Origin of the sequence: Kribbella sp. NPDC026611 (assembly GCF_040638345.1) — a bacterium.
Lineage (GTDB): Bacteria > Actinomycetota > Actinomycetes > Propionibacteriales > Kribbellaceae > Kribbella.
Map to the genome: position 1 here is coordinate 60923 of NZ_JBEZYC010000009.1, position 24469 is coordinate 85391.

Genomic DNA, 24469 nt, shown 5'->3' on the forward strand with positions numbered 1-24469 from the left:
TCTCGCATCATGACAGTGCAGATCAGAGAAGCGACGGACGAGGACTGGCCGGCGATCTGGCCGTTCTTCCACGAGATCGTCGTGGCGCGGGAGACCTACACCTACGATCCGCACCTCACCGAGGACGCGGCGCGGGAGCTGTGGATGTCGCCGTCGAGCTCACCGCTGCGCCGGACCACGGTCGCGGTCGATGCCGACGGCACCGTTCTGGGCAGCGCGAACATGTACCCGAACCGGCCCGGCCCGGGTGCGCACGTGTCCAGCGGAAGCTTCATGGTCGACGCCAGAGCGCGCGGCAAGGGCGTCGGGCGGCTGCTCTGCGCGGACATGATCGAGTGGTCGACGCGGTCCGGGTTCCGGTTGATCCAGTTCAATGCCGTGGTCGAGACGAACAAGTCCGCCGTCCACCTGTGGCAGGCGCTCGGGTTCCGGATCGCCGGCACGGTGCCGGGGGCGTTCGACCATCCGACCCTCGGGTACGTCGGCCTGCACGTCATGTACCGCCCGCTGCCATGAGGGCACGGGACCTGTGGAAGGCGCTGGAGCCGTTCCACGCGATCACGTACTTCGCGCCCGAGACCCGGCAGGCGACCGACGCACTCGGCCTCAAGGGCGGGTGGATGAGCTACTTCGCCTGCCGTTCCGCGCCGCTGGGGCCGGTCGATCCTGCGGTGGTCGCCGCGGTGTTCTACAACTTCCATCCGTCGATGGTTGCCCGAGCGCTGCCGGACGCATGGGGCTACGCGTCACCGGCGCACGTCCTGGAGGCGCGGCTCACGGCTGTGGACAAGGCCGTACGGCGGATCTTCCCGGACGGCTCGTTCGAGCGGGCAGCCGAGCTCGCTCGTCACGCGGCCGAGGTGGCTCCGGTCGCCGGACGGCCACTCGCGGCGGCGAATGCGGCGCTGGACTGGCCTTCCGAGCCGCACCTGGTGCTATGGCACGCGACCGCCGTACTGCGGGAGTCGCGAGGTGACGGCCATGTCGCGGCGCTGGTCGCCGCTGAGCTGAGCCCGTGCCAGGCGCTGATCACGATCTCGGCGGCCGGCGGGCCGTCGAAGGAGGTCTTCCAGCTCAACCGGCGGTGGAGCGACGCGGAGTGGGCCGAGGCGTCTGACGACCTCTGTAGTCGCGGACTGCTCGACGCCTCCGGTGCACTCACAGCGGACGGACGTGCGCTGCGCCAGCAGGTCGAGGACACAACAGACGCTCTCGCCGACCAAGGCTGGCGCGCGCTGGGCGACGACCTGACCGCCGAGCTGCACGACGTCGTACGCCCGCTGAGCGCCGTCGTCATGTCCGCCGGCCTGCTCCCGCCCGACAACCCGATGGGCCTGCGCTGGAGCTAGTCCTTCAGCCTCTCGGCCATCACGGTGATCGCGTAGGCGATGTCCTCGCCGGTCGGTGCCTTCTCGGGGTCGAACAGGTAGAGCGCCACCACCCCCAGCAGCAACGCCTGAAAAACCGACCCGATCCGTTGCACCGTGTCCGGGTCGGCATCGGGATCCACGCCACCGAAGAGATTCGCAACGCCCTCGCGGGCCTCTCCCTGCAGTTTCGACAGCTCGGCCAATAACTCCGGTTGGGTGCCAAGACTCAGCACCTCGAACTGCGTCGCCCACAACGCCTTCACGCTCTGCGCCGACAACGTCGAGATCGACAATCGCCACGTGTCCACGAACCGCTCGTAGGCATTGGCTCCGGACGGCCCGGCCCCCATCGTCTTCGCGACGTCGGCGCCCCAGTCGTCCAGCGCCGCACGCATGGCCTCGTTGAGCAGCGCCTCCTTCGACCCGAAGTGGTAGCCGATCGCGGCCAGGCTCACCCCGGCCGCGGTCGCGATGTCCCGCGCCGTCGTCCGGTTGTAGCCCTTCTCCAGCAGACACGCCTTCGCGCCCTCGACCAGCGCCTCGCGGTTACCCATGCCCAGCAGCGTAGCACATTTGTCTGGAACATACGTCTTGCACATTTGTATAAGACCGTTGTACGGTTCCTTCACCAACAACTTCTGGAGGGTTCCGATGACCACAGTTCTGATTTCCGGCGCGAGCGTGGCGGGTCCGGCGCTGGCGTACTGGCTGCACCGGTACGGCTACACCCCGACCGTCGTGGAGCGCGCCCCCGCGATCCGGCCCGGCGGCTACGCGGTCGACTTCCGCGGCGCGTCGATGACCGTGCTCGAGCGGATGGGCATCCTGGACGCCGTCCAGGCCAAGGCCACCAACATGGGCGACATCACCTACGTGAACGAGCAGGGCAAGCGGGTCTGCAGCACCCCGCCGAGCGCATTCAGCGGCGAGCTGGAGATCCTTCGCGGCGACCTGGTCGACATCTTGTACGAGCGCACCGCCGCGACGACGGAGTACCTGTTCGGCGACTCGATTACCGCGCTGCACGACGACGGCGACGGGGTCGAGGTGGTCTTCGAGAGCGGGCTGCGGCGCCGGTTCGACCTGGTCGTCGGCGCGGACGGCGCGCACTCGAACGTTCGCCGGCTCGCCTTCGGACCGGAGTCGTCGTACGCCCACGACCTCGGCTACCACGTCTCGGTGAGCACGGTGCCGAACCATCTGGACCTGGACCACAGCGGCCGGATCCTGAACGTGCCGGGCAAGGCCGTCGGGACTTACAGCGCCCGGGAGAACACCGAGGCGAAGGCGCTGTTCTACTTCTCCACCCAGGAGAAGCTCGACTACGACCGGCGCGACACGCTCGCACAGCAGGCGATCGTCGACGAGCAGTTCGCGGGGATCGGCTGGGAGGTACCGACCCTGCTGGCCGGCATGCGGCAGGCGCCGGACTTCTACTTCGACTCGATCACGCAGATCAAGCTGGACAGCTACTCCCGCGGCCGGGTCGTCCTGGTCGGCGACGCGGGGTACTGCGCCTCGCCGCTGTCCGGGATGGGCACGAGCCTCGCGGTCGTCGGGGCGTATGTCCTCGCCGGTGAGCTGCACGCGGCCGGTGGTGACCACGGGCGGGCGTTCGCGGCGTACGACGAGCGGATGAAGGGCTTCGTGCTCGCCTGCCAGAAGCTGGCCGAGGACGGCGCAATGTGGTTCATCCCGGGCAGCAAGGGATTTCTACGGCTCCGCAACCTGACGCTGCGGATGATGCCGTACCTGCCGTGGCGGAAGGTGATCGAGCAGGCGCCGTTGAAGGTCGGGAACTCGATCAAGCTCGTGAAGTACGAAGACCAGCCGCAGCGGCCCGCAGCACCGCGGCGGTGAGGGCGTCGAGGATGCCGGACTCGAGCTTCCAGTGCTGCCAGTACAACGGCACGTCGATGTACTTGCCAGGGGCAACATGTACCAGCCGCCCGGCGGCCAGCTCGGGTCCGGCCACCTCGTCCTCGAGCATCCCCCAGCCGAGGCCGATCCGGACCGCCCGGTGGAACGGCGCGGACGCCGGGATCGCGTGGGTCGGCGGGTCCAGCTTCCGCCGGGTCACCTTGCGGAGCAACCGGTGCTGGAGGACGTCCTTCTCGTTGAAGACCACCAGCGGGGCCTCCGCCAGCGCGTCCGGGAGCGGCCTGCCCTCGAGCCAGCGCTCGGCGTACTCCGGGGTGGCGACCGGAAGGTACCGCGTCTTCCCGAGCGGTACGACGCGGCAGCCCTGGACCGGCCGCGGGTCGGCGGTGACCGCGGCCAGGACGGTCCCGTTGCGGAGGAACTCGGCCGAGTGTTCCTCGTCCTCCTGGTGGACGTGGAACCGGGCGTTGTGCGTGCGGGACAGGTCGAGCATGGCCGGCACGAACCAGTTGTTGAGCGAGTCCGCATTCACCGCGAGCGGGATCCGCTGCGCGTCGATCGTGCCGCGGACGGCGGCGATCGCCTCGAGCTCGAGCAGGGCGACCTGCCGCGCGAGTCTGAGCAGCGCCTCGCCCGCCGGGGTCGGCTTGGCCGGCTTGCTGCGTTGCACGACCACCTGACCGAGGCCACTCTCGAGCGCCTTGATCCGTTGGCTCACCGCGGACGGCGTCAGCCGAAGCTTCCTGGCCGCGGCGTCGAAGCTGCCCTCGTCGACGACCGCGGCGAACGTCTCCAACTGGGCCGAGTCGAACTCCATGATGAAGCAATACTAATGGTGCATCAGAATCTTTAGCTGGTTTACTGCCTGTCCGCTCCCTACCGTCGAAGACATGCCCCTCCTCGCCGGCTTCGCCACGGCGTTGTCGCTGATCGTGGCCATCGGCGCCCAGAACGCTTTCGTCCTCCGCCAAGGCCTCCGCCGCGAACACGTCCTCCCCGTCGTCCTCACCTGCGCCCTGTCCGACGCCATCCTCATCTCCAGCGGCATCCTCGGCCTCGGCGCCCTCCTCACCCGCAGCCAGCTGGTCCTCGACCTCACGAAGTACGCCGGTGCCGCCTTCCTCTACACGTACGCCGTCCTGGCCGCGAAGCGAGCCTTCAACCCGAGCTCCATCACCCCGGCCGACCACACCCCCAACGCCCTCCGCGCCGTCGTCCTCACCTGCCTCGCCTTCACGTACCTCAACCCGCACGTATACCTGGACACCGTCGTCCTCCTTGGCTCGCTGGCCAATCAACGAGGTACGGACGACCGCTGGCTCTACGGCCTCGGCGCCGTCATTGCCAGCTTCACGTGGTTCTTCTCCCTGGGCTTCTTCTCCCGCAAACTGTCCGCGCTCTTCGCCCGTCCTCGGGCCTGGCAGGTCCTCGACTCCGGAATCGCCGTTCTGATGGCATCCCTCGCCACCTGGTTGCTGCTGCCCTGAGAATGTGCGCGTGGACGTGACAGTGCTGTGTGACGCGGTCGCTGTGTTTCCGGAGTCTGTTGAGGCTGCGATGCCTGGGTGGGACTCGACGCATGCTGCATGGACCGCGGAGGCGATGCCGGGCAACGTCGTCGGAGATGGATGGTTCCTGCACTTCCACAGTTACCTGGTGACGTCTGACGCCGGTGTCGTGCTGATCGACGCGGGCGTTGGGCCGGCTGGTGGCGAGGCGGCCGAATGGCTGGGTGTTGCCGGACGATTGCCGCGGCTGCTGGCGCAGGCCAGCGTGGAGGCGACGGACGTGGATGCGGTCGTGCTGACCCACATTCACCTCGATCATGTGGGCTGGGCGGCCGATGGAGTACGGCCGCTGTTCCCCAATGCGGAGTACGTCGTCCAGGCCGCGGAGCTCGCGCACGCACGGAGCGGGCCGACGTACGAGCACCGGATCCGGCCGCTGGAGCTTGCTGGGCAGTTGAGGGCGATCGAGGGCGAGAAGGTTCTGCGGGGGATTCGCTTGGTGCCCGCGCCTGGGCACACTCCGGGACATCAAGTGGCGGTGACTGAGCGAGCTGTGCTGGGTGGGGATGTGCTGGTCCATCCGGCGCAGGCTCGGTGGCCGGAGTTGACCTATGTTTACGAGCGCGATCCGGCGGTGGCCGTCACCTCACGCCGAGAGGTGCTTGCGATCGCCGCCGAGCTAGGAGTCCCGATCGCGGCCGCACACACGCACACTGCGCTGACAGCCGATGCTCGAGCCATCCAACAGTCGACCTCATTTGAAGCGTGTGCGGTGCACAAGCTTTAGCGGTAACCCGTGGTGTCTGCGGGCTTGCCTGGTGCTTCCACCTCCGCGATGTAGCGCCAGGCGTCCGGCTGGCTGCCGTCCAGGTCGGTGAAGCCGTAGTGCTTCGCCAGGTCGCCGCTGGAGGTCGACTTGCCGTGCCAGCGCGCCACCTCTGGGTCGGAGGCGAGCGCAGCGACCGCGCGGCCGACGTACGACGGGCTCTCGGAGATGGCGAAGTGGGGGATGCGTTCGGTGGCGTCCTGCCAGTTGGATTCGGTGACGCCGAAGCCCTCGAGCATTGCCTCGGAGCGCAGCCAGCCGGGAGTGAGCAGCACGACGGTTGCGTCGTACTTCTTCAGCTCGTGGGACAACGCGAAGGCGATCCGGCTGACCGCGCCCTTCGCAACGTCGTAGAAGAACGAGACGCGGTAGTTCTCGGCGTTGTAGTCGTTGGTGCCGTCGGTCATCTCGATGACCAGGCCGCCTGGTGACTTGATCAGCAGCGGGAGTGCGTAGTGGTTGGTGATCACGTGCGTGTTCACCCCGAGCTCGAGCAACCGCAACCCGCCCGCGAGGTCGCTCTCCCAGACCGTCTTGTCCCACTCGGGCTCGCCGTGCTGACCCCAGATGTCGTTGACCAGGAGGTGCAGCGCGCCCTGCTCCCGCTCGATCCGCGCGACCAGCGCCTCCACCTGCGCGGGGTCCAGATGATCCGCCGGTACGGCGATGCCGTGCCCGCCGGCCTGGTCGACCAGCTCCGCGGTCTCCTCGATCGTCTCCGGGCGGTTCATCTCCGACCGCGCGGCGCGCGTCGTCCGCCCGGTCACGTACACGGTCGCCCCGGCCGCCCCCAGCTCGACCGCGATCCCGCGCCCGGCGGCCCGGGTCGCCCCGGTCACCAGCGCGATCTTCCCCGCCAATGGCTTGCTCATCCCGGATCCTCCTAAATCCATACACCGTACGATTAGGTACCATACGGCGTATGAATAACGCTGGCAAGCGCTCCGGCCGGCCCCGCGCGGGCGAGGAGCGGCTGAGCCGGGAGGCGATCCTGGCCACCGCGCTCCGGATCGTCGACGACGAGGGCATCGACGCGCTGACCATGCGCCGGCTCGCGGCGACGCTCGGGGTGAACCCGATGTCGCTCTACCACCACCTGCCGAACAAGGCCGCCGTACTGGCCGGCCTGGCCGAGCTGGTCTTCGCCGGGCTGGAGCTACCCGACCCGGGTGACGCCGTGCCGTGGGACGAGCAGTTGAAGGAAGCGGCGCGCGCTTACCGCAACGGTCTCCGCGCGCACCCGAACCTCGCGCTCCAGGTCCTGTCCGACACAGCCGCGGTATCTGACATCGTCGTGGTGACGATGGAGCCGTTCTACCGCGCGCTCGACCGGGCCGGACTGGCGGCGCGGCAGATCTTCGAGGCAGCGAACACGCTGATCGACTTCATCCACGGGTTCAGTCTCGGCGAGGCGTCCGTCCGGGCGGAGACCTTCGAGCTCGCACCCGACCTGCTGACCAGGGTGCGTGCGCTGCCCGACGGCAAGGCGCCGACGCTGAGCCGAATCGTCGAGGAGCTCGGCGCCGACGGGCTGGCCTACGACTTCGACAGCGGGTTCGAGTCCGGGCTCGCCACGTTGACCGCCGGCTTCGCCGCCGCCGTCCGGTAACGCGAGATCGCCACTCCGACCAGGCACAACGCGCCACCGGCGTACGCCAGCGGCGCCGGGCTCTCGCCGAGCAGCAGCCACCCGAGCAGGATCGCGATCGGCGGCACCAGGTACGTCGTCGCACCCATCCGCCCGGCCGTGGTCCGGGCCAACGCGTAAGCCCAGGTAGTAAAGGCGATCGCAGTCGGGAACGCGCCGAGGAACACCACCCACCACACCGTGGACACCCGCGCGTCGCCAACCTCCCGCACGAGCGCCGGCCCGAACGGCAAGCAGGCAACGGTTCCGATCACACAGGACAGCCAGGTCACCTCCAACGCGGGCAACCTGGCCAGCAAGGGCTTCTGGGCGACCACACCGCACGCGTAGGCGACAGCCGCGACCAAGCAGAGCACGACGCCCCAGGTCTCCGCACCTCCGTGCGACGACGACAGGCCGATCACCACGACCCCGGCGAAGGCCACAATACTGCCGATCACCAACTGCCGGGGAAAGCCTTCCTGCAGGAGGATCCCGGCCAGCAGGGCGATCACCAGCGGGCCGATGTTCACCAGCATCGCCGTCGTCCCCGCATCGAGATGACGCTCGGCTGCGTTCAGCGCGAGGTTGTAGACGCCGAACCACAGCAGCCCGCACACCAGCAAGAGCTTCCAGTCCGCCCGCGTCGGCCACCGCCGCGGCCGGGTGAATACGAAGACACCAAGTAGCACGCTGCCCACCAGCAACCGCCCAAGCGACAAGGCGCCCGCCGAGAACTCGGTCCCGACGTGCCGGATCGCCACGAACGCCGACGCCCACAACAAGACCGTCACCGCGGCCGCGCCAGCGGCCAGGACGCCAGGTTTCCTCATGCTGATACAACGCGCGCTCGGCTCATGGTGTGAGGCTAAGGCTCTGACACTTCGGCGGCCGCCGAACTGCGCGGATCCGGCAGCGCGAACGGTACGACGAACGCCGTCAGCAGCACCGGGATCGTCAGACCCGCGACGAGCACGGCCATCGAGAACCAGACCGACCCGAGCGCGAACCCGGCGTACACCGCGACCGCGAACACCTCGGCGAAGAATCCCGACACCGACGTCACGGTGGCTCGGGCCGGACCGGTGATCGCGTCCTGGAGCCGCGACTCCGACACCACGATCACCAGCTGCATGAGTCCGTACCCGACCGCGATCGGCAGGAATCCCCACTGCGACCGACTCAGCGACCCGCTCGCGATCAGTACCGCGGTCGCACCCAGCGCGACCGCGAAGGTTGCGGCAGGCAACTTGTAGACCGGACCGGCCAGCGCGCCGCCGATCGCCTGTGCAGCAACGGTTCCCGCGATCAGCAACGGCACCGCGCTCGTCGTCGCACCAGCCTCTCGGGCGAGCAACGGGAAGTACTCGTCGAAGGCCAGGAACCCGCCCAGCAGCGCGACCAGCGCCACCGCCCGGCGTACCAACCGGCTGGTCAGCACCTCGGACACACCGGACCGCAGCATGTGCAGGTAGTTGGTGAACGCCGCGCGAGCGCCGGGATCGTCCGACTCGCGTGCGGTCTCGACCGCCCGGGCCTCGGGCAGGGACCAGGCGACCGCGGCCTGGAGCACGTTCGCCAACACGCTGACAATGCCGGCCAGCGTGTAACCGCCCAGGTTGAACAGCGGCGTCGCGAGCGCGGTCGCCGCCAGGTTCGTCACGAACGACGCGGAGCGAGCTCGACCGAGCAGCGTCGCGAACCGTTCGGTCCGGCCACGGGCGGCGAGCTCGTCGTACACGAACGCTTCGTAGGTGCCGGAGATCAGCGCGGACGACGTACCCCAGAGCACGAACCCGGTCGCGAATCCCGCGAAGGTCGGCAGCGTGATCCAGGTGGCGTAGCCGAGGGCGCTGAGCAGCGAGCCGAGCACCAGCAGCTTGCGGCGCGAGAACGAGTCAGCCCAGGCACCGGACGGTACTTCGAGCACGAAGGCCGTGGCCGACCAGATGACGAACAGCAGCGAGACCTGCGCTGCCGACAGACCGTGGTCGGTGAACAGCAGCTGGTACAGCGGGTAGAGCGGGATGAAGTCCTGCAATGCCTCGAAGGCAACGACCCGGACCGAAAGGCCCCTGTCAGAACGTCAAAGGTGCGGGCTCGGGAATCTCATGCCATCGAAGATACGGCATAAACCGCGGGCGCCGGCGGGCAATTTCGGCCAGAGTTGACGCATGGGACAGGTCAGCGAACGGTTCTGGGCCAAGCTGCCGGACGGCAGCCGAGAGGCCCTCGTCGACGGGCTGAGTCAGTCCGAGCTGCAGTCGGTGCTGCTCGACGTGACCCGCGAGCGCGCGGCCAAGGTGACGCCGGCGCGGCTGTTGCAGCGCTGGCAGCAGGACCGGTTCGTCCAGCCGTCGGCGGTCGACCCCCGGCAGCTGGTGAAGACGCAGCAGCGACTGTGGGAGCTGCTGCCCGCGAAGTTCGAGGGTGTCCAGCTGTCGCCGGTGGCACCGCTCGGCACGTGTTCGGCGATCGCGACCATCAACCAGCACCAGGTGGTCAGCACGATCCGCGGTACCGAGGTGGCCAGCGATCCGACCAACGAGCTGGCGATCGAGGCCGCGGTACGGCGCCGCGCCGGGCAGGAACGCGTCCACCTGGCGACCTGCCAGCGCGTCGTACGGGCGCAACCGTTCGACGGGCCCGGGATGTCGGCGCACTTCGAGCTGTTCGTGCTGGTGTCGAGCGCGCGGGACACCGGGTCGGGGCGGACCGAGGCCGAGCTGCTGATCGATCACCTGCGGTTCTGGCACGACGTGCTGGGTGATGCGGCCGACCTGAGCTTCACCCTGTTCACGCCATCGGCGATGCGCGAGCGGATCGACGACACGGTCCGGCCGGCGCTCGAGATCGATCTCCGCGAGGACACCGAGCGGACCAAGAGCGCGACCTACTACGCAGGTCTCGGCCTCGGCATCGACCACGCCGACGCGCGCGGCCTGGGCGACGGCGGCTTCACCACGTGGACCGCCGACCTCCTCGGCAACGCCAAGGAACGCTGCCTGACCTCGTGCATCTCGACGGAACGGCTGACAGCGACGACAGTGTGAGGCATGACCGAGCACGATCTCGAGGACGTGATCGTCACCATCGAGCACCCGTTCGGGACGCTCGAGGTGCCGTTGACCACCTGGATTCGGCGTGGGCCGGGGCCACGCACCCTCCTGCGGCCCACGGCGGCCAGCTCGCGACTGACCGGGGAGGCGCTACCGCTGGACGTCATACCGTTCCGCTACCGCAACGATTCGGCGTCCCGGCGCGCGATCGCGGCCGGCGAGATCGAGGATCCCTGGCCGGAGGTCTGACGCAGGTCGAGCAGGCCCGCGTCGGTCGGGCGGAAGCCGCACGCCTCGAGGTAGAACGCCTTCAGGTGGGGTTCGAAGTCGACGTGCAGCCAGTCGCAGCCGGCCTTGGCGGCTTCCTCAGCCGCGGTGAGCACCAACTGCTTGCCGATCCCCTGCCGGCCGAACTCCGGGTGCACAGCGGTGTCCAGGACGAAGGCGTGCGCACCGCCGTCCCAGCACACCTGAACGAACCCGACCAGCTCATCGTTGCTGAAGGCCCCTACCCAGGTCAGGGCCCACCGCTCCAACCGCTCCCGCCACGGGGTCAAGCTGTAGTCGCCCTCGAAGGCCGTCGAGTGCAGAGCGGACAGGGCCTCGTCATCGACCGGGAACCGGACAACGTAATCGATCATTCGGATGCGCCTTCGGTGCTGAGGAGGATGACAGTGCTGTCGCCGTTCAACGGCAGCCGGCCGCTGGCGGCGCGAAGTCCGGCCAGGGTGGCGGCGCCGCTGGGTCCTGAAGAGATGCCGGCCGCGCGTAGGTCGTCCACGGCCCGCTGCGCCGCGTCATCCTCGACGGTGGCCGAGTAGTCGAGCCCGGACCGCAGTACGGGCCAGGCGAGCGACGACGGCGTGCCGCAGTTGAGGCCGGCCATGACGGTTGCGCTGGTGGGGACGGTGGTGAGCTCGCCGGTCAGGAGGCTTGCGGTGACGCAGGCGGCGTTGGCCGGCTCTACGCCCAGGAGCGCGGGTGCCGCCGGCCCGCTGCGGTAGTGCGTGACTGCTGCCTGAGCCAGTGAGCCAACACCCATCGGTACGGCGACCAGGTCGGGCTGTACGTCGATCTCGCGGAACAGGGTCGAGTAGCCGTCGACGATGTACTGCGGGATCACCTCGTACCCGGGCCAGGCCGAGTCCTGGATGAGTAGGCGCGAGCCGGTGGCGTACGACGCAGCCTCGGCGACCGCGGCGTCGTACGACTCGGGGACGACGGTCACCGTCGCGCCCTCGGACCGGATGGCGTCCACCGCGGCGTCACCGACGACGTCCGGGATGAACACGTGCGACGCCAGGCCGAGCATGGTCGCCCGGCGAGCCACCGCGCGGCCGTGGTTGCCGTCGGTCGCAGTCACGAGCTCAGTGTGGTCCCGCAGTGCACGGTGGATCGCCCACCACGCACCGAGCGCCTTGAACGCGGGCAGGCCGAGCCGGCGCGACTCGTCCTTCACCAGCACCTGCCCGACACCCAGCTCCGCCGCCAGTGAGGGGACTGGCGTCAGCGGGGTCGCCCGGTACGTCGGAAGGCTCTGGTGGAACGTCAGCACCTCAGCCGGCGCAGCAGTGGTACGCCACGACCGTGCGGTCGGGTTGCTGTACCAACGCACCAACTAAGCGACCAGTGCGAACGCCTGGGCCGACCCGTACTGCGCTCGCGGCATCCCGCCCGGAGTGGGGACGAGCGGACCGGTCCGGTCCTCGACCCGGATCGCTGCGGTCTGCAGCCGGACCGGCAGCGTCGAGCGGAGCGCGGTGGCGAGGTCGAACTGCACCTCGGTCAGCAGGTCGGTCAGCTCGAGCTCGAGCGCACGACAGATCGCCGCGAGGATCTCCGAGGAGGGCTCCTTGCGGCCGCGCTCGATCTCGGAGAGGTAGGGCACCGACACCTGGGCCAGCTCGGCGAGCTCGCGCAGGGTGATCCCCCGCTCGCGCCGTAAGCGGCGGAAGACGTTCCCGATCACCTGGCGTAGCAACACGTCTGGCCCTCCTCGCCTCCGGATGTCCTGTACCGAGTGTGCCACTCGCCCGAGGTCCAACAGGCCGGGATCTGCCCTGAGCAGATTTTCTGCGGTCCGCTGCTGGCTGTCCGGTCAGGCGCTGAGGGCTTGCTGGAGGTCCTCAGCCAGGTCCTCCGGGTCCTCCAGCCCGATGCTCAGCCGGAGCAGGCCCTCGCCCGGTTTCGCCTCTGCCGCCACCAGGCGGTGGGTCAGGGCCGCAGGGTGCTGGATGAGCGTGTCCACACCACCCAGCGAGACCGCGTGGGTGATCAGCTTCAACCCGGCGGCTACCCGCGAGGCCGCTTCGAATCCCCCGGACAAGGCGAAGGCGATGACAGACCCGGGACCGGCTTGCTGGCGTCCGATCAGTCCGGCGGGGTCAGTGAGGCCTGGGTAGTACACGCGGTCTACCGACGGTTGCGCGGAGAGCCAGTCCGCGAGCTTGATTGCGGTTGCCTGCTGCGCCCGTACTCGGACCGGCAACGTCTGCAGTCCCCTGTGCAGTTCGTACGCCGCCAACGGATGCAGCAGGCCACCTGTTACGGCGCGGATCTGCCGGAGCCGACCGACCCACTCCACGCCGGCCGCGACGACGCCACCCATCACGTCGCCATGACCGCCGAGGTACTTGGTTGCCGAGTGCAGCACCAGGCTCGCCCCGTGCCGGGCCGGCTGCTGCAGGACAGGCGTGGCGAACGTGTTGTCCACCAGCACCGGTACGTCGCCCGCCGCGGCCGTCACGGCCGCGAGGTCCACCAGCTCGACCGTCGGGTTGGCCGGCGTCTCGACGATCACCAGGCCGGTGTCCGGACGGATCGCGGCCGCGATGCCGTCCACAGACGCCCAGGTGACGGTTGTCCCCAGGAGGCCTGTGGACAACAGGTGGTCGGAGCCGCCGTACAGCGGCCGTACGGCGACGACGTGCGGACGACCTGCGGCGACCGTCGCGAGCAGGCAAGCGGTGAGCGCAGCCATGCCGGAGCCGAAGGCGACTGCGCCATCGGTGTGCTCGAGCTCGGCCAGCGCGTCCTCGAAACGGGCCACGGTCGGGTTCCACAGCCGCTGGTAGACCAGGCTGCCGCCGGCCGGGGCGTGACCGTTCGCGAGGACGTCGTACGCCGTACCGCCGCTGTGGACGCCGGGGAGCGGGTAGGTGGTGGACAGGTCGATCGGCGGCACGTGGACGCCGAGGGCCGTCAGGTCGTCGCGGCCGGCGTGGACCGACCGGGTGTCGAGCTGGTGCATCGCTGCCTCCTCACCTGGATGGGGAATGAGGATGGAATCTTCTGCGAGCCAGTGGCCAGAGTTCCGAAGAAAATTCGTCCACAGGGTTGTACACACGCTGTGGATTCTGTGGATGGGCCCTAGAGTGAGGGCATGCCGAAGGATCGTCGGAGCCCGGGACCGGCTCCGCGGCCGGTACCGGACGGGCTCGACGACGTCGACCGGGAGCTGGTCCGGCTGCTCGCCGCCGACGGGCGGATGCCGAACAACGCGCTCGCCGAGGCGACCGGGATCGCGGCCTCGACGTGCCTGACCCGGGTCCGCGCACTGCGCGAGCGCGGGGTGATCCGTGGTTTCCACGCGGACGTGGACCTGGCCGCGCTCGGTCAGCCGCTGCAGGCGCTGATCGCGATCCGCATCGGCGCCCATTCCCGCGACGAGATCAACCGCTTCCGCGCGAAGGTCCCGGCATTACCGGGGGTGCTGTCGCTCTTCCACGTCAGCGGCGCCAACGACTACCTGCTGCACGTCGCAGCAGCAACCCCCGACGCCCTCCGCGAGTTCGTCCTCGACCACCTGACCGCCGACCCAGCAGTAACCCACGCCGAAACCAGCCTCATCTTCGAACACGTCCGCGGCGGCTAGGTCCGCCGCGTGCCCGGGGCAGGGAGGCCCGCCACCTCATCCGCTGGGCCTCGGCGACTACCTGCTTTTCAGTCCCCAGGCCTGCGCCAGCAGTTCGTACGACCGTCGGCGTTCGTCCGGGTTGTGGATGTTCGTTGTGATGATCAGTTCGTCCGCGCCGGCTTTGTTTGCTTTCCGCAGCAGCTCGGCGGCTACGTACTCCGGCGGACCGACGGTGACCAGACCGGTCCACTCCTCGATCGCAGCCAGCTCAGCGTCCGACCACGGGTACTCCGCGGCTTCCTCAGGCGAGGGAAGCGGTCCCGGACGGCCGGAGCGCAACCGCAGCGTCGACAACGCGTTGGCCCGCGCCAGCTCAGCTGCCCGCGACTCGGTCTCCGCCACGATCGCGGAGAGCGCCAGGATCGCCCGCGGTTCGCCGGCGTGCTCGAAGCGCCGGTAGTTCGTCTTGTAGGACGAGATCACGCCGGCCGGGTCGAGCGTCCCGAAGTGCCCGGCGTACGCGAACCCGGTCCCGAGCGCGGCCGCCGCCTGACCGCCGTACGTGCTCGACCCGAGGATCCAGATCGGCGGCAGCGGTACGTCGTCCGGCTGCGCGCTGATCGGCGCGAACGGGTGATCCGCCGGAAAACCGTCGACGTACGCCAGCAGCTCGGCGTACTGCTCGGTGAAGTCGTCCGCCCCGAGCGCCTCCCGGCTGCGCCGCAACGCGAGCGCGGTCAGCTGGTCCGTACCGGGCGCGCGCCCCAGGCCGAGGTCGATGCGGTCCGGGTACAGCCCGCCGAGCACGCGGAACGTCTCGGCGACCTTGAGCGGCGAGTGGTTCGGCAGCATGATCCCGCCGGACCCGACCCGGATGCTCGACGTCGCGGCGGCGACGGCCGCGATCATCACCTCGGGGCTCGTGCTGACCACGCTGCGGATGTTGTGGTGCTCGGCCAGCCAGTAGCGGTGCTAGCCGGCCGCCTCCGCGGTGCGAGCCAGTTCCAGCGTCTCGTGCAGCGCCTCCGAGGGCCGGGTCCCCGACGGGACCGGCGAGAGGTCGAGCACGGACAGGGGCATCGGTTCGGCGGTCACGTCCAACCTCCAACTGATGCCAGCGACAACCTATTCCGGGTACGGCGTGTCCGCCCGCGCGTCGCGCAGACAACGCGCCCACCACGCCAACTGACGCAACATCGCACCGGCCGCCCGCGGCGTACTCGCATCCACCGGCTCGCCGGATGCCGTGAAGTCCTCCTCGCGGAAGCCCAGGCTGTCCCGGATCGTCACCGCATGCAGCTCGCCGAAGACCAGCCGCAACGCCTCCGCCGCTCGCAACCCACCGGACCGCCCGCCGTACGCGACAAACCCCACCGGCTTCGCATACCAAGGCCGCCGGACGGCGTCAATCGCGGTCTTCACGTCCCCCGGATACGCGTGGTTGTACTCCGCCGTCACGATGACCGCCGCATCCGCATCCTCGATCCGCTCCGGCAACTCCGCCACCGGAACCACGCTCAGATCAACCAGGTCGAGCTTGAACCCCTCCGCCCGCTCGACCTCCCGGGCGAACCACCGCGTCACCGCCGTCCCGAACCGCCCATCCTCGAGATTGCGGGTCAGCACGACGAGCCGCAGCGGATGAACAGTCACCTCGGCGACGCTAGTACCTCAACAAGACTTGAGGTCAAGGTCAGCCGGCGGTGTCCCGGTCTGGCGCCTGGCCGGGTGGGGTGGAGGGGCGGAGCTCGGTCTTCGCCGCGTTCATGAGCTCCGTCCGATCGCTCTCCTGGGCCACACCACCGCTTGGCGGTTCCGGCGGTTCCTCGGCGAGGACGCCCACGGTTTGCCAGGCGGTGGTGACGGCGGCGACCTGGCTCGAGTCCGCACCGAAGAGGTCGCGTGCGGCGGCCTGTGTGGCCTCGGCGAAGGTCTTGAAGTCGGCCGATTCGGAGAGGGTTCCCGAGGTCAGCGTGGTGTACCAGATCTTGCCGGCGTCGTCGTACGCGTTCCCGCCAAGAGCGGCCGCGACCAGGTAGAACGCGCGGTTCGGGATGCCGGAGTTGAGGTGCACACCGCCGTTGTCATCGGTGGTCTCCACGTAGCCGGCCATCGTGTCCGGCTGCGGATCCTTGCCCAGCCGCGGATCGTCGTACGCCGTACCCGGTGCCTTCATCGAGCGCAACGCCACGCCCTGCACGCCGGGCATGAACAGACCGGCACCGATCAACCAGTCCGCCTCCTCGGCCGACTGCCCCAGCGCGTACTGCTTCGCGAGCGAGCCGAACACGTCGGAGATGCTCTCGTTCAGCGCGCCCGACTGGCCGTCGTACGCGAGGTTCGCGGTGTACTGCGTGACGCCGTGCGTCAACTCGTGGCCGGTGACGTCGATCGAGGCGGTGAAGCCGCCGAAGATCTCGCCGTCACCGTCGCCGAACACCATCTGCGCGCCGTCCCAGAACGCGTTCGCGTACCCACGGTCGTAGTGCACGGTCGAGGTCAGAATCAGCCCGGCGCCGTCGATCGAGTCGCGGCCGAAGCAGTCGTGGTACATCGTCCAGGTCGCGCCGGTCCCGTCGTACGCCTGGTTCGCCGACTGGTCCTGGACCGCGTCCTCACCCTCGGACCGGACCAGCGTGCCGGGCAGGTCGGTCCCGTGCTCCGCGTCGTACACCTCGCGTCTCAGCCCACCCTCGGCCGACGCCCGGCCCAGACCGGCGGCCGGCCGGCTGCGCAGTACGGCGTCGTGCTGCAGGGACAGCCGGAAGCGGGCCCGGAGGTTCGGGTCGTCGACGCTCCGCTCGAGCTGCTCGAGCAGGTACGGCGGGATGATCGAGTGAAACACCACTACAGGAAACCCCGGCAGCGGATAAACTCAAGGATTTGTTGGCGGCTGTCAAAGAATTCGCAGAATGCAGCCCGATAACCAACGGGACGTATTTTAACACAAGGGGTAGGAATTGCCGAATCCGGTCGACGCCGAACAGGCGCACCTGACCACGTTCTACGCCGCGCTCGACACGGAGCGCGAGCGGACCGACGCCCGCACCGGCGACGAGCAACTGGTCCAGACCCGCAACGCGCAGGCCCTGCACCAGCGCGACGGCCGCATCCGCGACCTCAAGCTCCGCCAGGCCCGGCTGAACGCGGCCGAGGAGGGCCTGTACTTCGGCCGCCTCGACACCGCCGACGGCGACGTCCTGCACCTCGGCCGGATCGGCCTGCACGACGCCGACTACGAACCCCTGCTGGTCGACTGGCGCGCACCGGCCGCACGGCCGTTCTACATCGCGACCGCGGTGGCCAACCACGGCGTCGTCCGGCGCCGGCACATCCAGACCCGGCTCCGGCGGGTCCTCGACGTCCAGGACGAGCAGCTCGACCTGGCCCGGGACGCGGTGGACGCGTCCAAACCCGGCACCGGCGTGATCGGCGAGGCCGTGCTGATGAAGGCGCTGGAGGCCCGGCGGACCGGCCGGATGGAGTCGATCGTCCAGACCATTCAGGCCGACCAGGACCGGATCATCCGCTCCGAGCTGCCCGGAATCCTGGTCGTCCAGGGCGGTCCGGGCACCGGCAAGACCGCGATCGCGTTGCACCGGGCGGCATTTCTGCTTTACACCCACCGGGAGCAGCTGGAAAAGCGCGGAATTCTGGTCGTCGGGCCGAATGCGGCGTTCCTCCGGTTCATCGGCCAGGTGCTGCCGTCGCTCGGTGAGGACGGCGTCCGGCTGGTCACGATCGCCGAGCTGTACCCGGGTGTGGACGCGACCCGGCCGGAGACGCCGGAGAGCGCCGAGGTCAAGGGCCGGACGGTGATGGCCGAGGTGATCGCCAAGGCGGTCGTCGACCGGCAGTGGCTGCCGGAGAGCCCGGTCCGCGTCTCGGTCGACCGTACCGAGCTCACCCTCGACCCTGACGTCGTTGCCGCCACCCACGACCGCGTGAGCAACCGCAACCTGACGCACAACCAGGCGCGGCCCTTCGTGCTCAACGAGCTCACCGACTACCTGACGAACCAGTACGCCGAGCTGATCGGCACCGACCCGCTGGACGGCGAGCAGCTGCTCGACGAGTACGAGCTGGCCGAGCTGCGCAAGGAGGTGCTCGCCGAGCCCGCAGTACAGGCCCTGCTCGAGCAGCTCTGGCCGCTGCTCAGTCCACAGCGGCTGATCGAGGACCTGTACGGCGACGAGGGCCGGCTGGCGTCCGCGGCGCCACAGTTGTCTGCACTCGATCGCGAACACCTCCTGCGGTACGGCGACGACTGGAGTCCTTCCGACGTACCGCTGCTGGACGAGGCCGCCGAGCTGCTGGGCGATGACGGGTCCGAGGCCGCGCGCGCGCGGGCCGCGCGGGCTCGTGCGATCGCTTACGCCCAGGGCGCTCTGGACGTGCTGAGTGGTTCGGGGTCGACGGACTGGGACGAGGACGACGACGCGGAGATCCTGACCGCGAAGGACATCCTCGACGCGGAGGCCCTGGCCGAACGATACGAGGCTGACGACGACCGGACGCTGGCCGACCGGGCCGCGGCCGACCGGCGGTGGACGTACGGTCACGTGATCGTCGACGAGGCGCAGGAGCTGTCGCCGATGGCGTGGCGGGCGATCGCGCGCCGGTGTCCGCTGCGGTCGATGACGGTGGTCGGCGATGTCGCGCAGACCAGCGCGATCGGTGGCGGGACGACCTGGGCGGGTGTGCTCGGCGAGACGTTCGGCGACCGTTGGCGACTGGCTGAGCTGACGTTGAACTACCGGACCCCGGCCGAGGTCATGGAGCTGGCCAACGACGTACTGCGGGAGGTCGACCCGAGCGCGCGTACGCCGCAGTCCGTCCGCTCGACCGGCGTAAAGCCGTGGCACGCGGACGTCCCGGCGGCGGAGCAGGCGCTGTACGTCTACAAGCTCGCCGCGGAGGAGACGCAGTACGGCGAGGTCGGCGTGATCACGTCGCGCAGCCGGCTCGAGCTCATCCAGGAAGCGGTCGACGGCCTGACCGGCGTCACGGTCCTGAGCGCCCGCGAGGCAAAGGGCCTCGAGTTCGACTCAGTCCTGGTCGTCGACCCGGACGGCATCGTGATCGAGTCCCCCCGCGGCGTCCGCGACCTGTACGTCGCCCTGACCCGCTGCACCCAACGCCTCGGCGTCATCGGCAACCTACCGGACTTCCTCCAAACCTCAACCGCCTGGAGTTAGACCGATGGCAACCCCAACAATCGTGCAGTCCTCGTCGCCGTGGTTGCGCCAGGTGTGGCAGGTGCCGTTCTGGACAACGACGTCCCCGGCTCGCAGGGCCGTCTGCTCCCCGTCGTCGAGCTCCAGCGTCACCTCGCCGGAAACAACCACGACGTAGTCGATGCTGTCGGTGGCGTGCATCCCCGGCGGTCCGGGGACGCTGCGGGCCATCGCCCCCGGCATCTGCCGCTCGAGCTCGGCCAGGGCTGCGGCCGCGTCGACCTCCGCGGGTACGGCGACCTCGCCCGGCGGGATCAGGTTGACCATGAAGCGCGAGCCACCCGGCGGCGGGTAGTACGCCTCGGCGCGCCGCGGTGAGCCGTCGTCAGGAAAGGTCGGCGGTTCGTCCGTACCCCACACGCGGAAGGCGGCGTACCCCGGCAGGAGCGCGCTGGTGATCGCCTCGACGGCGCTGTCGTCGACGACCCGGGACCTGCCATCGGTGTTGTGACCGGTGACCACTCGGCGGATCTTCACGACTCCTCCATACGGTAGCGTATCCATACGCAACCGTATCCTTGAGCGCGCCGCAGGGTCAATACGCTGCCGTATCCTGGGCCGGTGGTGAACGAACCGAGCCGGCTGTCCGCTCAGGACTGGGCGCGGGCCGCGCTGGAGGCGATCGCGAAGGGCGGGCTGGCCGCGGTTGCGGTCGAGCCGCTGGCGCGCACGCTCGGCGTCACCAAAGGCAGCTTCTACGCGCACTACCGGACCCGCGACGAGCTGGTCGCCGCGGCACTCACCGAGTGGACCCGAAGTCACGGCGCGGACGGCTTGTCCTGGTACGCCGACATCGCCGACCCCGAGCAGCGGTTGCGGGAGCTGGTCACGGCGGTCGTGCAGGCCGTACAGCCCCTCGCGCCGTCGGTGCATCTGAGCCTGCTCGGCGACCGGAACGACCCGCGGGTGCGGGATGCGGTTCGACAGGTGAACCAGGCGCGACTGGAGGTGCTGACGCAGACTTACCGGGAGCTCGGGCTGTCGCCGGAGCGCGCGGCGTCGCGAGCTCGTGTCGCGTACGCCGCCATCCTCGGGCTGATGCATCTCGCCCAGACCGATCCAGACGGCACCGACCCGGCCGTCCTCGCCGACGAGGCGACTGCGGCGTTCCTACCCCGCGCTTAGTGGTCGGCGCAGCAGTTCTGTTGGTGCTGGAGTTCGAAGGGGATGAGGACGTCGCCGGCGGCCGGTTGGAGCTGGAGGACCAGGCGGCCGTCGCGGCGTACGGGGCGGAGGAAGTCGAGCGTGTCGATCAGTGTGTCGTCCTCGACCGGTACGCCGCCGATGCCCTCGAGTTGATCGATACCGCAGCGCGTCCGTAGCTCGGCCGCGGGCAGGACGCCGTGCGCCTGCTCGTGACCGGGCCACCGGACCACGCGTCCCGTCGTACCCAGCGCCGCCTCGACCGCGGCGACGTAGGCGCCCCGGACGAGCCGGCTCGGACCGGCGAGCTCGGGCTCGCTGGCGCCGGGCCGGGTGACCGCCAAGCCGACGTTGCGGTCGGCAACCATCTCCCGGACCGTGTCAGCCAGGTCGGCGGTGCTGGTCAGCGATACCGCGACGTGCGGGTGATCGTCGCCGGACACCATGTGGGTGCAGGCGACGACCGGCTGGTCCAGCACGTCGATCAGGTCGTACAGCAGGTGGTCGGCCGCGGCCGTGTCCGAGCTGTCGGCATCGATCGCAATGATCACAAGAGCCTTCTTCGGGTAGAAGCAGTCTTACTTCGGCAGCACCCAGATCGGGTTGGTGTAGAACCACAGGTCGACCCACGGGTCCGCGTCGCCGACCACGTCCAGCTTGGGCCCGGCCGGGTCCACCGCCGCGCCGAGGTAGCCCGGCTGGCTGCGGTTCCCGTCCGTACCCCGGATCCGCACGTACTGCGCTTCGTCGGCGCGACCCAGCGGATGGATCAACTCGAACGTACCGCGCTTCCCCGAGGTGTCCCACTGCTGGACGACCTTCGTGTTCGGGGCGGTCATCGTGTCCTTGTCCCCGACCGGTCCGGTGACCGAGCCCTGGATCACGTCGACGCGGTTGAGCGTCGGCACGAAGTTGGCCCAGTTCGGCATCGTCTGCGTGGTGATCCGGACGACGAGCTCGATCGGCCGGCCCTTCTTGACCACGAGGGCCCCGCCCAACGGTTCGCCGTACCGTTTGCCAACTTCGCGCACCTCGACCTCGACACCCTTGACCAGCGCGCCGTGGTCGACCCAGACGCGACCGTTGCGCAGGCCCGCCATCACCGCCAGGTAGTCGCGGCGGGACGCCCCCACGTGGGTGCGGCTGTAGAAGCCGGGCCAGAAGTCGCTCGCGGTCGCGTTCACCGTGTTGCCGTAGACCGGGTCCATGTAGCGGCCGTCGCGGTCGAACTGCTCCTGGCTGGAGCCGTCGGGGCGGCGAGCGGTCTCGTTCCAGTTCACGTGCGAGTCGGAGTTCGCGGTGATCCACCACGGCTTGCCCTCGGCGAGCAGGCTGTCCCAGAGGCCGCCGACGGTCGCGGTCATCCAGTCGAAGCCACCCCAGGTGCGGTAGCTCTCGGCCGGGAAGGCGGGGAAAGAGTTCGGGTTCGGGGCGTTGCCGTAGAGGCCGCGGGCGGCACCGTTGCCGATGCCCTTCGGGAGTCCGCCGGCCTGGTGACCCGGCGCGCCCTCGAAGCCGATCGCGATCCGCGGGTCGGCGTCGCGCCAGTTCCGGATCTCGTGCGGGCTGTCGATGCCGTTGCGGGCCGGGTGGTTGGCCAGGAACAGCGCGTCGGCGACGCGGCGCTTGGTCACCTGCTGGCCGAGCCACTGGATCCCGGAGACCGCGAGGGCCTCGTTGACCGGCGAGTTGGCGCCGGCGTTGTTCACGCTGCCGTCGTAGCTGTTCTCGAACTGCTTCAGTACGTCGACCTCGCGGCTGCCCGGGGCGACGAAGACCGTGCCGTGCTCGGCGGCCGGGATGTTCCACTCCAGGCCCTGGAAGATCAGCGTGTCTCGCAGCTCGGCGCGGGCCGCCTTGATCTGCGGGTTGACCAGGTCGACCCCGATCCGGGCGTGCGTCGCGCCGCCGTGGTCGGTGATGACGAGCCAGTCCAGGCCGAACGCGGTCGCGTGGCGGGCCTGGTCGATCACCCGGTACAGACCGTCGGAGCTGAGCTGGGTGTGGATGTGGTGGTCGCCGGCCAGCCAGGTGGTCGGCCGGTCGCCGGGCTGGAAGATCCAGCCGTCCTGGGGGGCCGTGGCCGCGGCGAACTGGGCTCCCGTCACCGCGAGCGCCGCCGTTCCTCCGAGAATGCCGGCCGAGCGGAGCAGTGCGCGGCGCGAGACCTCCGCCGGCGACAGGTCGCTGTCCGGTACGGACTCGTCCAGCGCGGCGAGTGTCGCCTCGTCGAGCTCGGTGTTCGGGTGGTGGTGGTCGTGCCCATGGTCGTGGCCGTGCTCATGGCCATGCCCGTGGCCGTGGTCGTGCGGGTGGTCGTGCGAGTGCCCCATCCCGATGTCCTTTCCTGGCGGAATCCCGCGCGGATCATCACCCGTTTGCGTGACCACCAGATGTTGCGCCGGTGAACAGAATTCCGGGTCGAGGCATGGACAACGGAAAGTGACGAGGTTTCAATGATTTGCGGGGGGAATCATGAATGGAGAACCGTATTCACGCACGTATTGTCACCGCCGCGACCAGCACGGTAACGCGACCTTGGCGGCGCTGGGGGGAGTGGCGGTCGGCGTCATCCTGGTGCTGCTGACCTGGCTGCTGGTGCTGATGACGAAGGACGATCCAGCGCCGAAAGCAGCGGACACACCACCGTCGGCTCCGGCTGTCGCAGCGCAAGCACCGGCAGCCTCGGCGCCGGCACCGGTGCCGACCCGGACGGTCGTCGTACCCAAGCCGCCGGTCAAGACGACCACGGCGCCCGCGCTCGGGGACGTCCGTTCGTTGCCGGCCGGGTTGTTCTGCCGGGACCTGGACGCCAGGGGCTACAGCTATGTCGCCGCGATCGACTACTGGCGGATGCACGGGCAGCCGAACCAGATGGATGCCGACCGCAACGGAATCCCTTGTGAGACCGTCTATCCACGCAGCGATGTCGCGGCGTACTGGAACGGGCGGGTGATCAGCGGCGCCGTCTACTGGACCGCCGGCCTGTTCTGCCGTGACCTGGCGGCCCGTGGGGCGTCGTACGCCGAGGCGGTCCGCTACTGGTGGTACTACGGCATGCCCGACCGGATGGACGCCGACAAGAACGGCATCCCGTGCGAGACTGTCTACTCATCCGTCGCCGTCAACAGTTTCTGGTACCCGTGACGAGACATACCTGGGCAGTCTTTCTGGTCGTCATCCTCGCCGTGACCGGCGGTGGTTTGTTCACCCTGAAGGCCACTGGTGCCTTCACCGAGAAACAACCCGCCGCCGCGCCACCACCCACACCGAGCACCGCACCACCCACACCGTCGGCCACGGCGCCACCGACGGACGAGCGCCCGACACCCGCGGAGCCCACGCTCAAACCGACAGCGACGCACCCACCGTCGTCGAAACCCAGTTCTGTGCCCACGAAGCAACGGCCTGTCACACCCACGTCGTCCCGGAAGTATGTGTTCCCAGTAGGCGGGTGCCGCGCCGACGCGTCCCAGAGCCACCACGACTACCCGGCCTCGGACATCTTCACCGCCAAGGGTTGCCTGTTCGTCGCGCCCATCGACGGACGCGTGGACGAGGTCACCCGGGTGGACCGCTGGGACCCGAAGACCAACCGCGGCGCCGACCGCGGCGGCCTGGGGGTCTCGATCGTCGGCGTCGACGGCGTGCGGTACTACGGCTCGCACCTGTCAGCGATCCAGCCCGGGATCGTGCCGGGGGCGCGCGTGCACGCCGGACAGACGCTGGGCCGGACAGGCAACACCGGCAGCGCCCGTGTCACCCCGCCGCACCTGCACTTCGGGATCAGCTGGCCGACCGCCCCGAACACCTGGTGGATCCGCCGCGGCATCGTCCCGCCGCAGGAATTCCTCAACAGCTGGCACCACGGCGGCCAACTCTCACCGGTCAGCCTCGTCACCCGAACCCACGCGAAGTACGGCCGCGAGAACGGCTGCCGCTCTTACTGCTGACGAACCGCG

General features: G+C 69.4%; 29 protein-coding genes. 13 read left to right on the plus strand and 16 right to left on the minus strand.

What is annotated here, in order from left to right; genetic code table 11:
- Window positions 1–9 precede the first annotated feature (9 nt).
- Window positions 10–516: a GNAT family N-acetyltransferase gene (locus AB0E69_RS31545; protein WP_360154399.1), complete on the plus strand. Its 507-nt coding sequence runs from the start codon at window positions 10–12 to the stop codon at window positions 514–516.
- Window positions 513–1349: a hypothetical protein gene (locus AB0E69_RS31550; RefSeq protein ID WP_360154402.1), complete on the plus strand. Its 837-nt coding sequence runs from the start codon at window positions 513–515 to the stop codon at window positions 1347–1349. The genes AB0E69_RS31545 and AB0E69_RS31550 overlap by 4 nt, the downstream gene beginning before the upstream one ends.
- On the opposite strand, the gene AB0E69_RS31555 is transcribed toward AB0E69_RS31550, so the two are convergent.
- Window positions 1346–1924: a helix-turn-helix domain-containing protein gene (locus AB0E69_RS31555; protein ID WP_360154405.1), complete on the minus strand. Its 579-nt coding sequence runs from the start codon at window positions 1922–1924 to the stop codon at window positions 1346–1348. The genes AB0E69_RS31550 and AB0E69_RS31555 overlap by 4 nt on opposite strands.
- Before the next feature lie 97 nt (window positions 1925–2021).
- On the opposite strand from AB0E69_RS31555, the gene AB0E69_RS31560 reads away from it, so the two are divergent.
- A complete protein-coding gene (locus AB0E69_RS31560) occupies window positions 2022–3230 on the plus strand; it encodes an FAD-dependent monooxygenase (RefSeq protein ID WP_360154408.1) in 1209 nt (402 codons plus the stop codon).
- Here AB0E69_RS31560 and AB0E69_RS31565 read toward each other — a convergent pair.
- Window positions 3175–4068, minus strand: coding sequence for a LysR family transcriptional regulator ArgP (locus AB0E69_RS31565; RefSeq protein WP_360154411.1), 894 nt, complete (start codon window positions 4066–4068; stop codon window positions 3175–3177). The genes AB0E69_RS31560 and AB0E69_RS31565 overlap by 56 nt on opposite strands.
- A gap of 73 nt (window positions 4069–4141) precedes the next feature.
- On the opposite strand from AB0E69_RS31565, the gene AB0E69_RS31570 reads away from it, so the two are divergent.
- Window positions 4142–4738: a LysE/ArgO family amino acid transporter gene (locus AB0E69_RS31570; protein WP_360154414.1), complete on the plus strand. Its 597-nt coding sequence runs from the start codon at window positions 4142–4144 to the stop codon at window positions 4736–4738.
- Window positions 4739–4748: 10 nt separating this feature from the next.
- Entirely contained in the window at window positions 4749–5546 is a 798-nt protein-coding gene (locus AB0E69_RS31575) for an MBL fold metallo-hydrolase (protein WP_360154417.1), read from the plus strand.
- Here the strand turns inward: AB0E69_RS31575 and AB0E69_RS31580 are convergent.
- Complete coding sequence (locus tag AB0E69_RS31580) at window positions 5543–6457, minus strand: SDR family oxidoreductase (protein WP_360154420.1); 915 nt, start codon at window positions 6455–6457, stop codon at window positions 5543–5545. The two genes, AB0E69_RS31575 and AB0E69_RS31580, sit on opposite strands and share 4 nt — an antisense overlap.
- 50 nt (window positions 6458–6507) lie before the next feature.
- Here AB0E69_RS31580 and AB0E69_RS31585 point away from each other — a divergent pair, with 50 nt between their 5' ends.
- Entirely contained in the window at window positions 6508–7194 is a 687-nt protein-coding gene (locus tag AB0E69_RS31585; RefSeq protein WP_360154423.1) for a TetR/AcrR family transcriptional regulator, read from the plus strand.
- Here the strand turns inward: AB0E69_RS31585 and AB0E69_RS31590 are convergent.
- Both AB0E69_RS31590 and AB0E69_RS31595 read right to left on the minus strand, forming a co-directional pair.
- The gene (locus AB0E69_RS31590) at window positions 7122–8045 is read right to left on the minus strand and encodes a DMT family transporter (RefSeq protein WP_360154425.1); all 924 of its coding nucleotides are present in this window, start codon (window positions 8043–8045) and stop codon (window positions 7122–7124) included. The two genes, AB0E69_RS31585 and AB0E69_RS31590, sit on opposite strands and share 73 nt — an antisense overlap.
- Window positions 8046–8080: 35 nt before the next feature.
- The gene (locus tag AB0E69_RS31595; protein WP_360154428.1) at window positions 8081–9253 is read right to left on the minus strand and encodes an MFS transporter; all 1173 of its coding nucleotides are present in this window, start codon (window positions 9251–9253) and stop codon (window positions 8081–8083) included.
- 133 nt (window positions 9254–9386) lie between these two features.
- On the opposite strand from AB0E69_RS31595, the gene AB0E69_RS31600 reads away from it, so the two are divergent.
- On the plus strand, window positions 9387–10265 hold the full coding sequence (locus AB0E69_RS31600) for a hypothetical protein (protein ID WP_360154431.1): 879 nt from the start codon (window positions 9387–9389) through the stop codon (window positions 10263–10265).
- Window positions 10266–10268: 3 nt separating this feature from the next.
- A complete protein-coding gene (locus tag AB0E69_RS31605; protein ID WP_360154434.1) occupies window positions 10269–10520 on the plus strand; it encodes a hypothetical protein in 252 nt (83 codons plus the stop codon).
- On the opposite strand, the gene AB0E69_RS31610 is transcribed toward AB0E69_RS31605, so the two are convergent.
- The 4 genes from AB0E69_RS31610 to AB0E69_RS31625 all read right to left on the minus strand — a co-directional run bounded on the left by AB0E69_RS31610 (window position 10448) and on the right by AB0E69_RS31625 (window position 13521).
- Entirely contained in the window at window positions 10448–10912 is a 465-nt protein-coding gene (locus AB0E69_RS31610; protein ID WP_360154437.1) for a GNAT family N-acetyltransferase, read from the minus strand. The two genes, AB0E69_RS31605 and AB0E69_RS31610, sit on opposite strands and share 73 nt — an antisense overlap.
- Window positions 10909–11886, minus strand: coding sequence for a pyridoxal-phosphate dependent enzyme (locus tag AB0E69_RS31615; RefSeq protein WP_360154440.1), 978 nt, complete (start codon window positions 11884–11886; stop codon window positions 10909–10911). The genes AB0E69_RS31610 and AB0E69_RS31615 overlap by 4 nt, the downstream gene beginning before the upstream one ends.
- A 3-nt stretch (window positions 11887–11889) precedes the next feature.
- The gene (locus AB0E69_RS31620; RefSeq protein ID WP_360154443.1) at window positions 11890–12255 is read right to left on the minus strand and encodes a helix-turn-helix transcriptional regulator; all 366 of its coding nucleotides are present in this window, start codon (window positions 12253–12255) and stop codon (window positions 11890–11892) included.
- A 114-nt stretch (window positions 12256–12369) separates the two neighbouring features.
- On the minus strand, window positions 12370–13521 hold the full coding sequence (locus tag AB0E69_RS31625; protein WP_360154446.1) for a PLP-dependent aspartate aminotransferase family protein: 1152 nt from the start codon (window positions 13519–13521) through the stop codon (window positions 12370–12372).
- 132 nt (window positions 13522–13653) lie between these two features.
- On the opposite strand from AB0E69_RS31625, the gene AB0E69_RS31630 reads away from it, so the two are divergent.
- On the plus strand, window positions 13654–14145 hold the full coding sequence (locus AB0E69_RS31630; RefSeq protein ID WP_360154449.1) for an Lrp/AsnC family transcriptional regulator: 492 nt from the start codon (window positions 13654–13656) through the stop codon (window positions 14143–14145).
- 57 nt (window positions 14146–14202) lie between these two features.
- Here AB0E69_RS31630 and AB0E69_RS31635 read toward each other — a convergent pair whose 3' ends face one another.
- From AB0E69_RS31635 to AB0E69_RS31650, 4 genes are read right to left on the minus strand one after another with little or no spacing between them, the layout of a single operon-like run.
- Window positions 14203–15087: an LLM class flavin-dependent oxidoreductase gene (locus AB0E69_RS31635; protein WP_360155282.1), complete on the minus strand. Its 885-nt coding sequence runs from the start codon at window positions 15085–15087 to the stop codon at window positions 14203–14205.
- A gap of 12 nt (window positions 15088–15099) precedes the next feature.
- On the minus strand, window positions 15100–15222 hold the full coding sequence (locus tag AB0E69_RS31640) for a hypothetical protein (protein WP_360154452.1): 123 nt from the start codon (window positions 15220–15222) through the stop codon (window positions 15100–15102).
- Between the two features lie 30 nt (window positions 15223–15252).
- Complete coding sequence (locus tag AB0E69_RS31645; RefSeq protein WP_360154455.1) at window positions 15253–15780, minus strand: NAD(P)H-dependent oxidoreductase; 528 nt, start codon at window positions 15778–15780, stop codon at window positions 15253–15255.
- A 40-nt stretch (window positions 15781–15820) separates the two neighbouring features.
- A complete protein-coding gene (locus AB0E69_RS31650) occupies window positions 15821–16972 on the minus strand; it encodes a M4 family metallopeptidase (protein WP_360154458.1) in 1152 nt (383 codons plus the stop codon).
- 115 nt (window positions 16973–17087) lie between these two features.
- Here AB0E69_RS31650 and AB0E69_RS31655 point away from each other — a divergent pair, with 115 nt between their 5' ends.
- Window positions 17088–19325: an AAA family ATPase gene (locus tag AB0E69_RS31655; RefSeq protein WP_360154461.1), complete on the plus strand. Its 2238-nt coding sequence runs from the start codon at window positions 17088–17090 to the stop codon at window positions 19323–19325.
- Here the strand turns inward: AB0E69_RS31655 and AB0E69_RS31660 are convergent.
- Complete coding sequence (locus tag AB0E69_RS31660; protein ID WP_360154464.1) at window positions 19308–19841, minus strand: cupin domain-containing protein; 534 nt, start codon at window positions 19839–19841, stop codon at window positions 19308–19310. The two genes, AB0E69_RS31655 and AB0E69_RS31660, sit on opposite strands and share 18 nt — an antisense overlap.
- Before the next feature lie 84 nt (window positions 19842–19925).
- On the opposite strand from AB0E69_RS31660, the gene AB0E69_RS31665 reads away from it, so the two are divergent.
- Window positions 19926–20489 (plus strand): TetR/AcrR family transcriptional regulator, encoded by a 564-nt coding sequence (locus AB0E69_RS31665; RefSeq protein WP_360154467.1) that lies wholly within the window; start codon window positions 19926–19928, stop codon window positions 20487–20489.
- Here the strand turns inward: AB0E69_RS31665 and AB0E69_RS31670 are convergent.
- Together AB0E69_RS31670 and AB0E69_RS31675 are read right to left on the minus strand one after the other, a co-directional pair.
- Entirely contained in the window at window positions 20486–21058 is a 573-nt protein-coding gene (locus AB0E69_RS31670; RefSeq protein WP_360154470.1) for a hypothetical protein, read from the minus strand. The two genes, AB0E69_RS31665 and AB0E69_RS31670, sit on opposite strands and share 4 nt — an antisense overlap.
- 27 nt (window positions 21059–21085) lie before the next feature.
- The gene (locus tag AB0E69_RS31675; protein ID WP_360154473.1) at window positions 21086–22840 is read right to left on the minus strand and encodes a histidinol-phosphatase; all 1755 of its coding nucleotides are present in this window, start codon (window positions 22838–22840) and stop codon (window positions 21086–21088) included.
- Between the two features lie 205 nt (window positions 22841–23045).
- Here AB0E69_RS31675 and AB0E69_RS31680 point away from each other — a divergent pair, with 205 nt between their 5' ends.
- Together AB0E69_RS31680 and AB0E69_RS31685 are read left to right on the plus strand one after the other, a co-directional pair.
- Window positions 23046–23654, plus strand: coding sequence for a hypothetical protein (locus AB0E69_RS31680; protein WP_360154476.1), 609 nt, complete (start codon window positions 23046–23048; stop codon window positions 23652–23654).
- Window positions 23651–24460: a M23 family metallopeptidase gene (locus AB0E69_RS31685; RefSeq protein WP_360154479.1), complete on the plus strand. Its 810-nt coding sequence runs from the start codon at window positions 23651–23653 to the stop codon at window positions 24458–24460. Before AB0E69_RS31680 ends, AB0E69_RS31685 begins: the two co-directional genes overlap by 4 nt.
- Window positions 24461–24469: the final 9 nt, after the last annotated feature.

Coding starts and splice junctions, on each gene's coding strand:
- AB0E69_RS31545 (WP_360154399.1), top strand. CDS start 10: ATGACAGTGCAGATCAGAGAAGCGACGGACGAGGACTGGCCGGCGATC.
- AB0E69_RS31550 (WP_360154402.1), top strand. CDS start 513: ATGAGGGCACGGGACCTGTGGAAGGCGCTGGAGCCGTTCCACGCGATC.
- AB0E69_RS31555 (WP_360154405.1), bottom strand. CDS start 1,924: ATGGGTAACCGCGAGGCGCTGGTCGAGGGCGCGAAGGCGTGTCTGCTG.
- AB0E69_RS31560 (WP_360154408.1), top strand. CDS start 2,022: ATGACCACAGTTCTGATTTCCGGCGCGAGCGTGGCGGGTCCGGCGCTG.
- AB0E69_RS31565 (WP_360154411.1), bottom strand. CDS start 4,068: ATGGAGTTCGACTCGGCCCAGTTGGAGACGTTCGCCGCGGTCGTCGAC.
- AB0E69_RS31570 (WP_360154414.1), top strand. CDS start 4,142: ATGCCCCTCCTCGCCGGCTTCGCCACGGCGTTGTCGCTGATCGTGGCC.
- AB0E69_RS31580 (WP_360154420.1), bottom strand. CDS start 6,457: ATGAGCAAGCCATTGGCGGGGAAGATCGCGCTGGTGACCGGGGCGACC.
- AB0E69_RS31585 (WP_360154423.1), top strand. CDS start 6,508: ATGAATAACGCTGGCAAGCGCTCCGGCCGGCCCCGCGCGGGCGAGGAG.
- AB0E69_RS31590 (WP_360154425.1), bottom strand. CDS start 8,045: ATGAGGAAACCTGGCGTCCTGGCCGCTGGCGCGGCCGCGGTGACGGTC.
- AB0E69_RS31600 (WP_360154431.1), top strand. CDS start 9,387: ATGGGACAGGTCAGCGAACGGTTCTGGGCCAAGCTGCCGGACGGCAGC.
- AB0E69_RS31605 (WP_360154434.1), top strand. CDS start 10,269: ATGACCGAGCACGATCTCGAGGACGTGATCGTCACCATCGAGCACCCG.
- AB0E69_RS31610 (WP_360154437.1), bottom strand. CDS start 10,912: ATGATCGATTACGTTGTCCGGTTCCCGGTCGATGACGAGGCCCTGTCC.
- AB0E69_RS31625 (WP_360154446.1), bottom strand. CDS start 13,521: ATGCACCAGCTCGACACCCGGTCGGTCCACGCCGGCCGCGACGACCTG.
- AB0E69_RS31630 (WP_360154449.1), top strand. CDS start 13,654: ATGCCGAAGGATCGTCGGAGCCCGGGACCGGCTCCGCGGCCGGTACCG.
- AB0E69_RS31675 (WP_360154473.1), bottom strand. CDS start 22,840: ATGGGGCACTCGCACGACCACCCGCACGACCACGGCCACGGGCATGGC.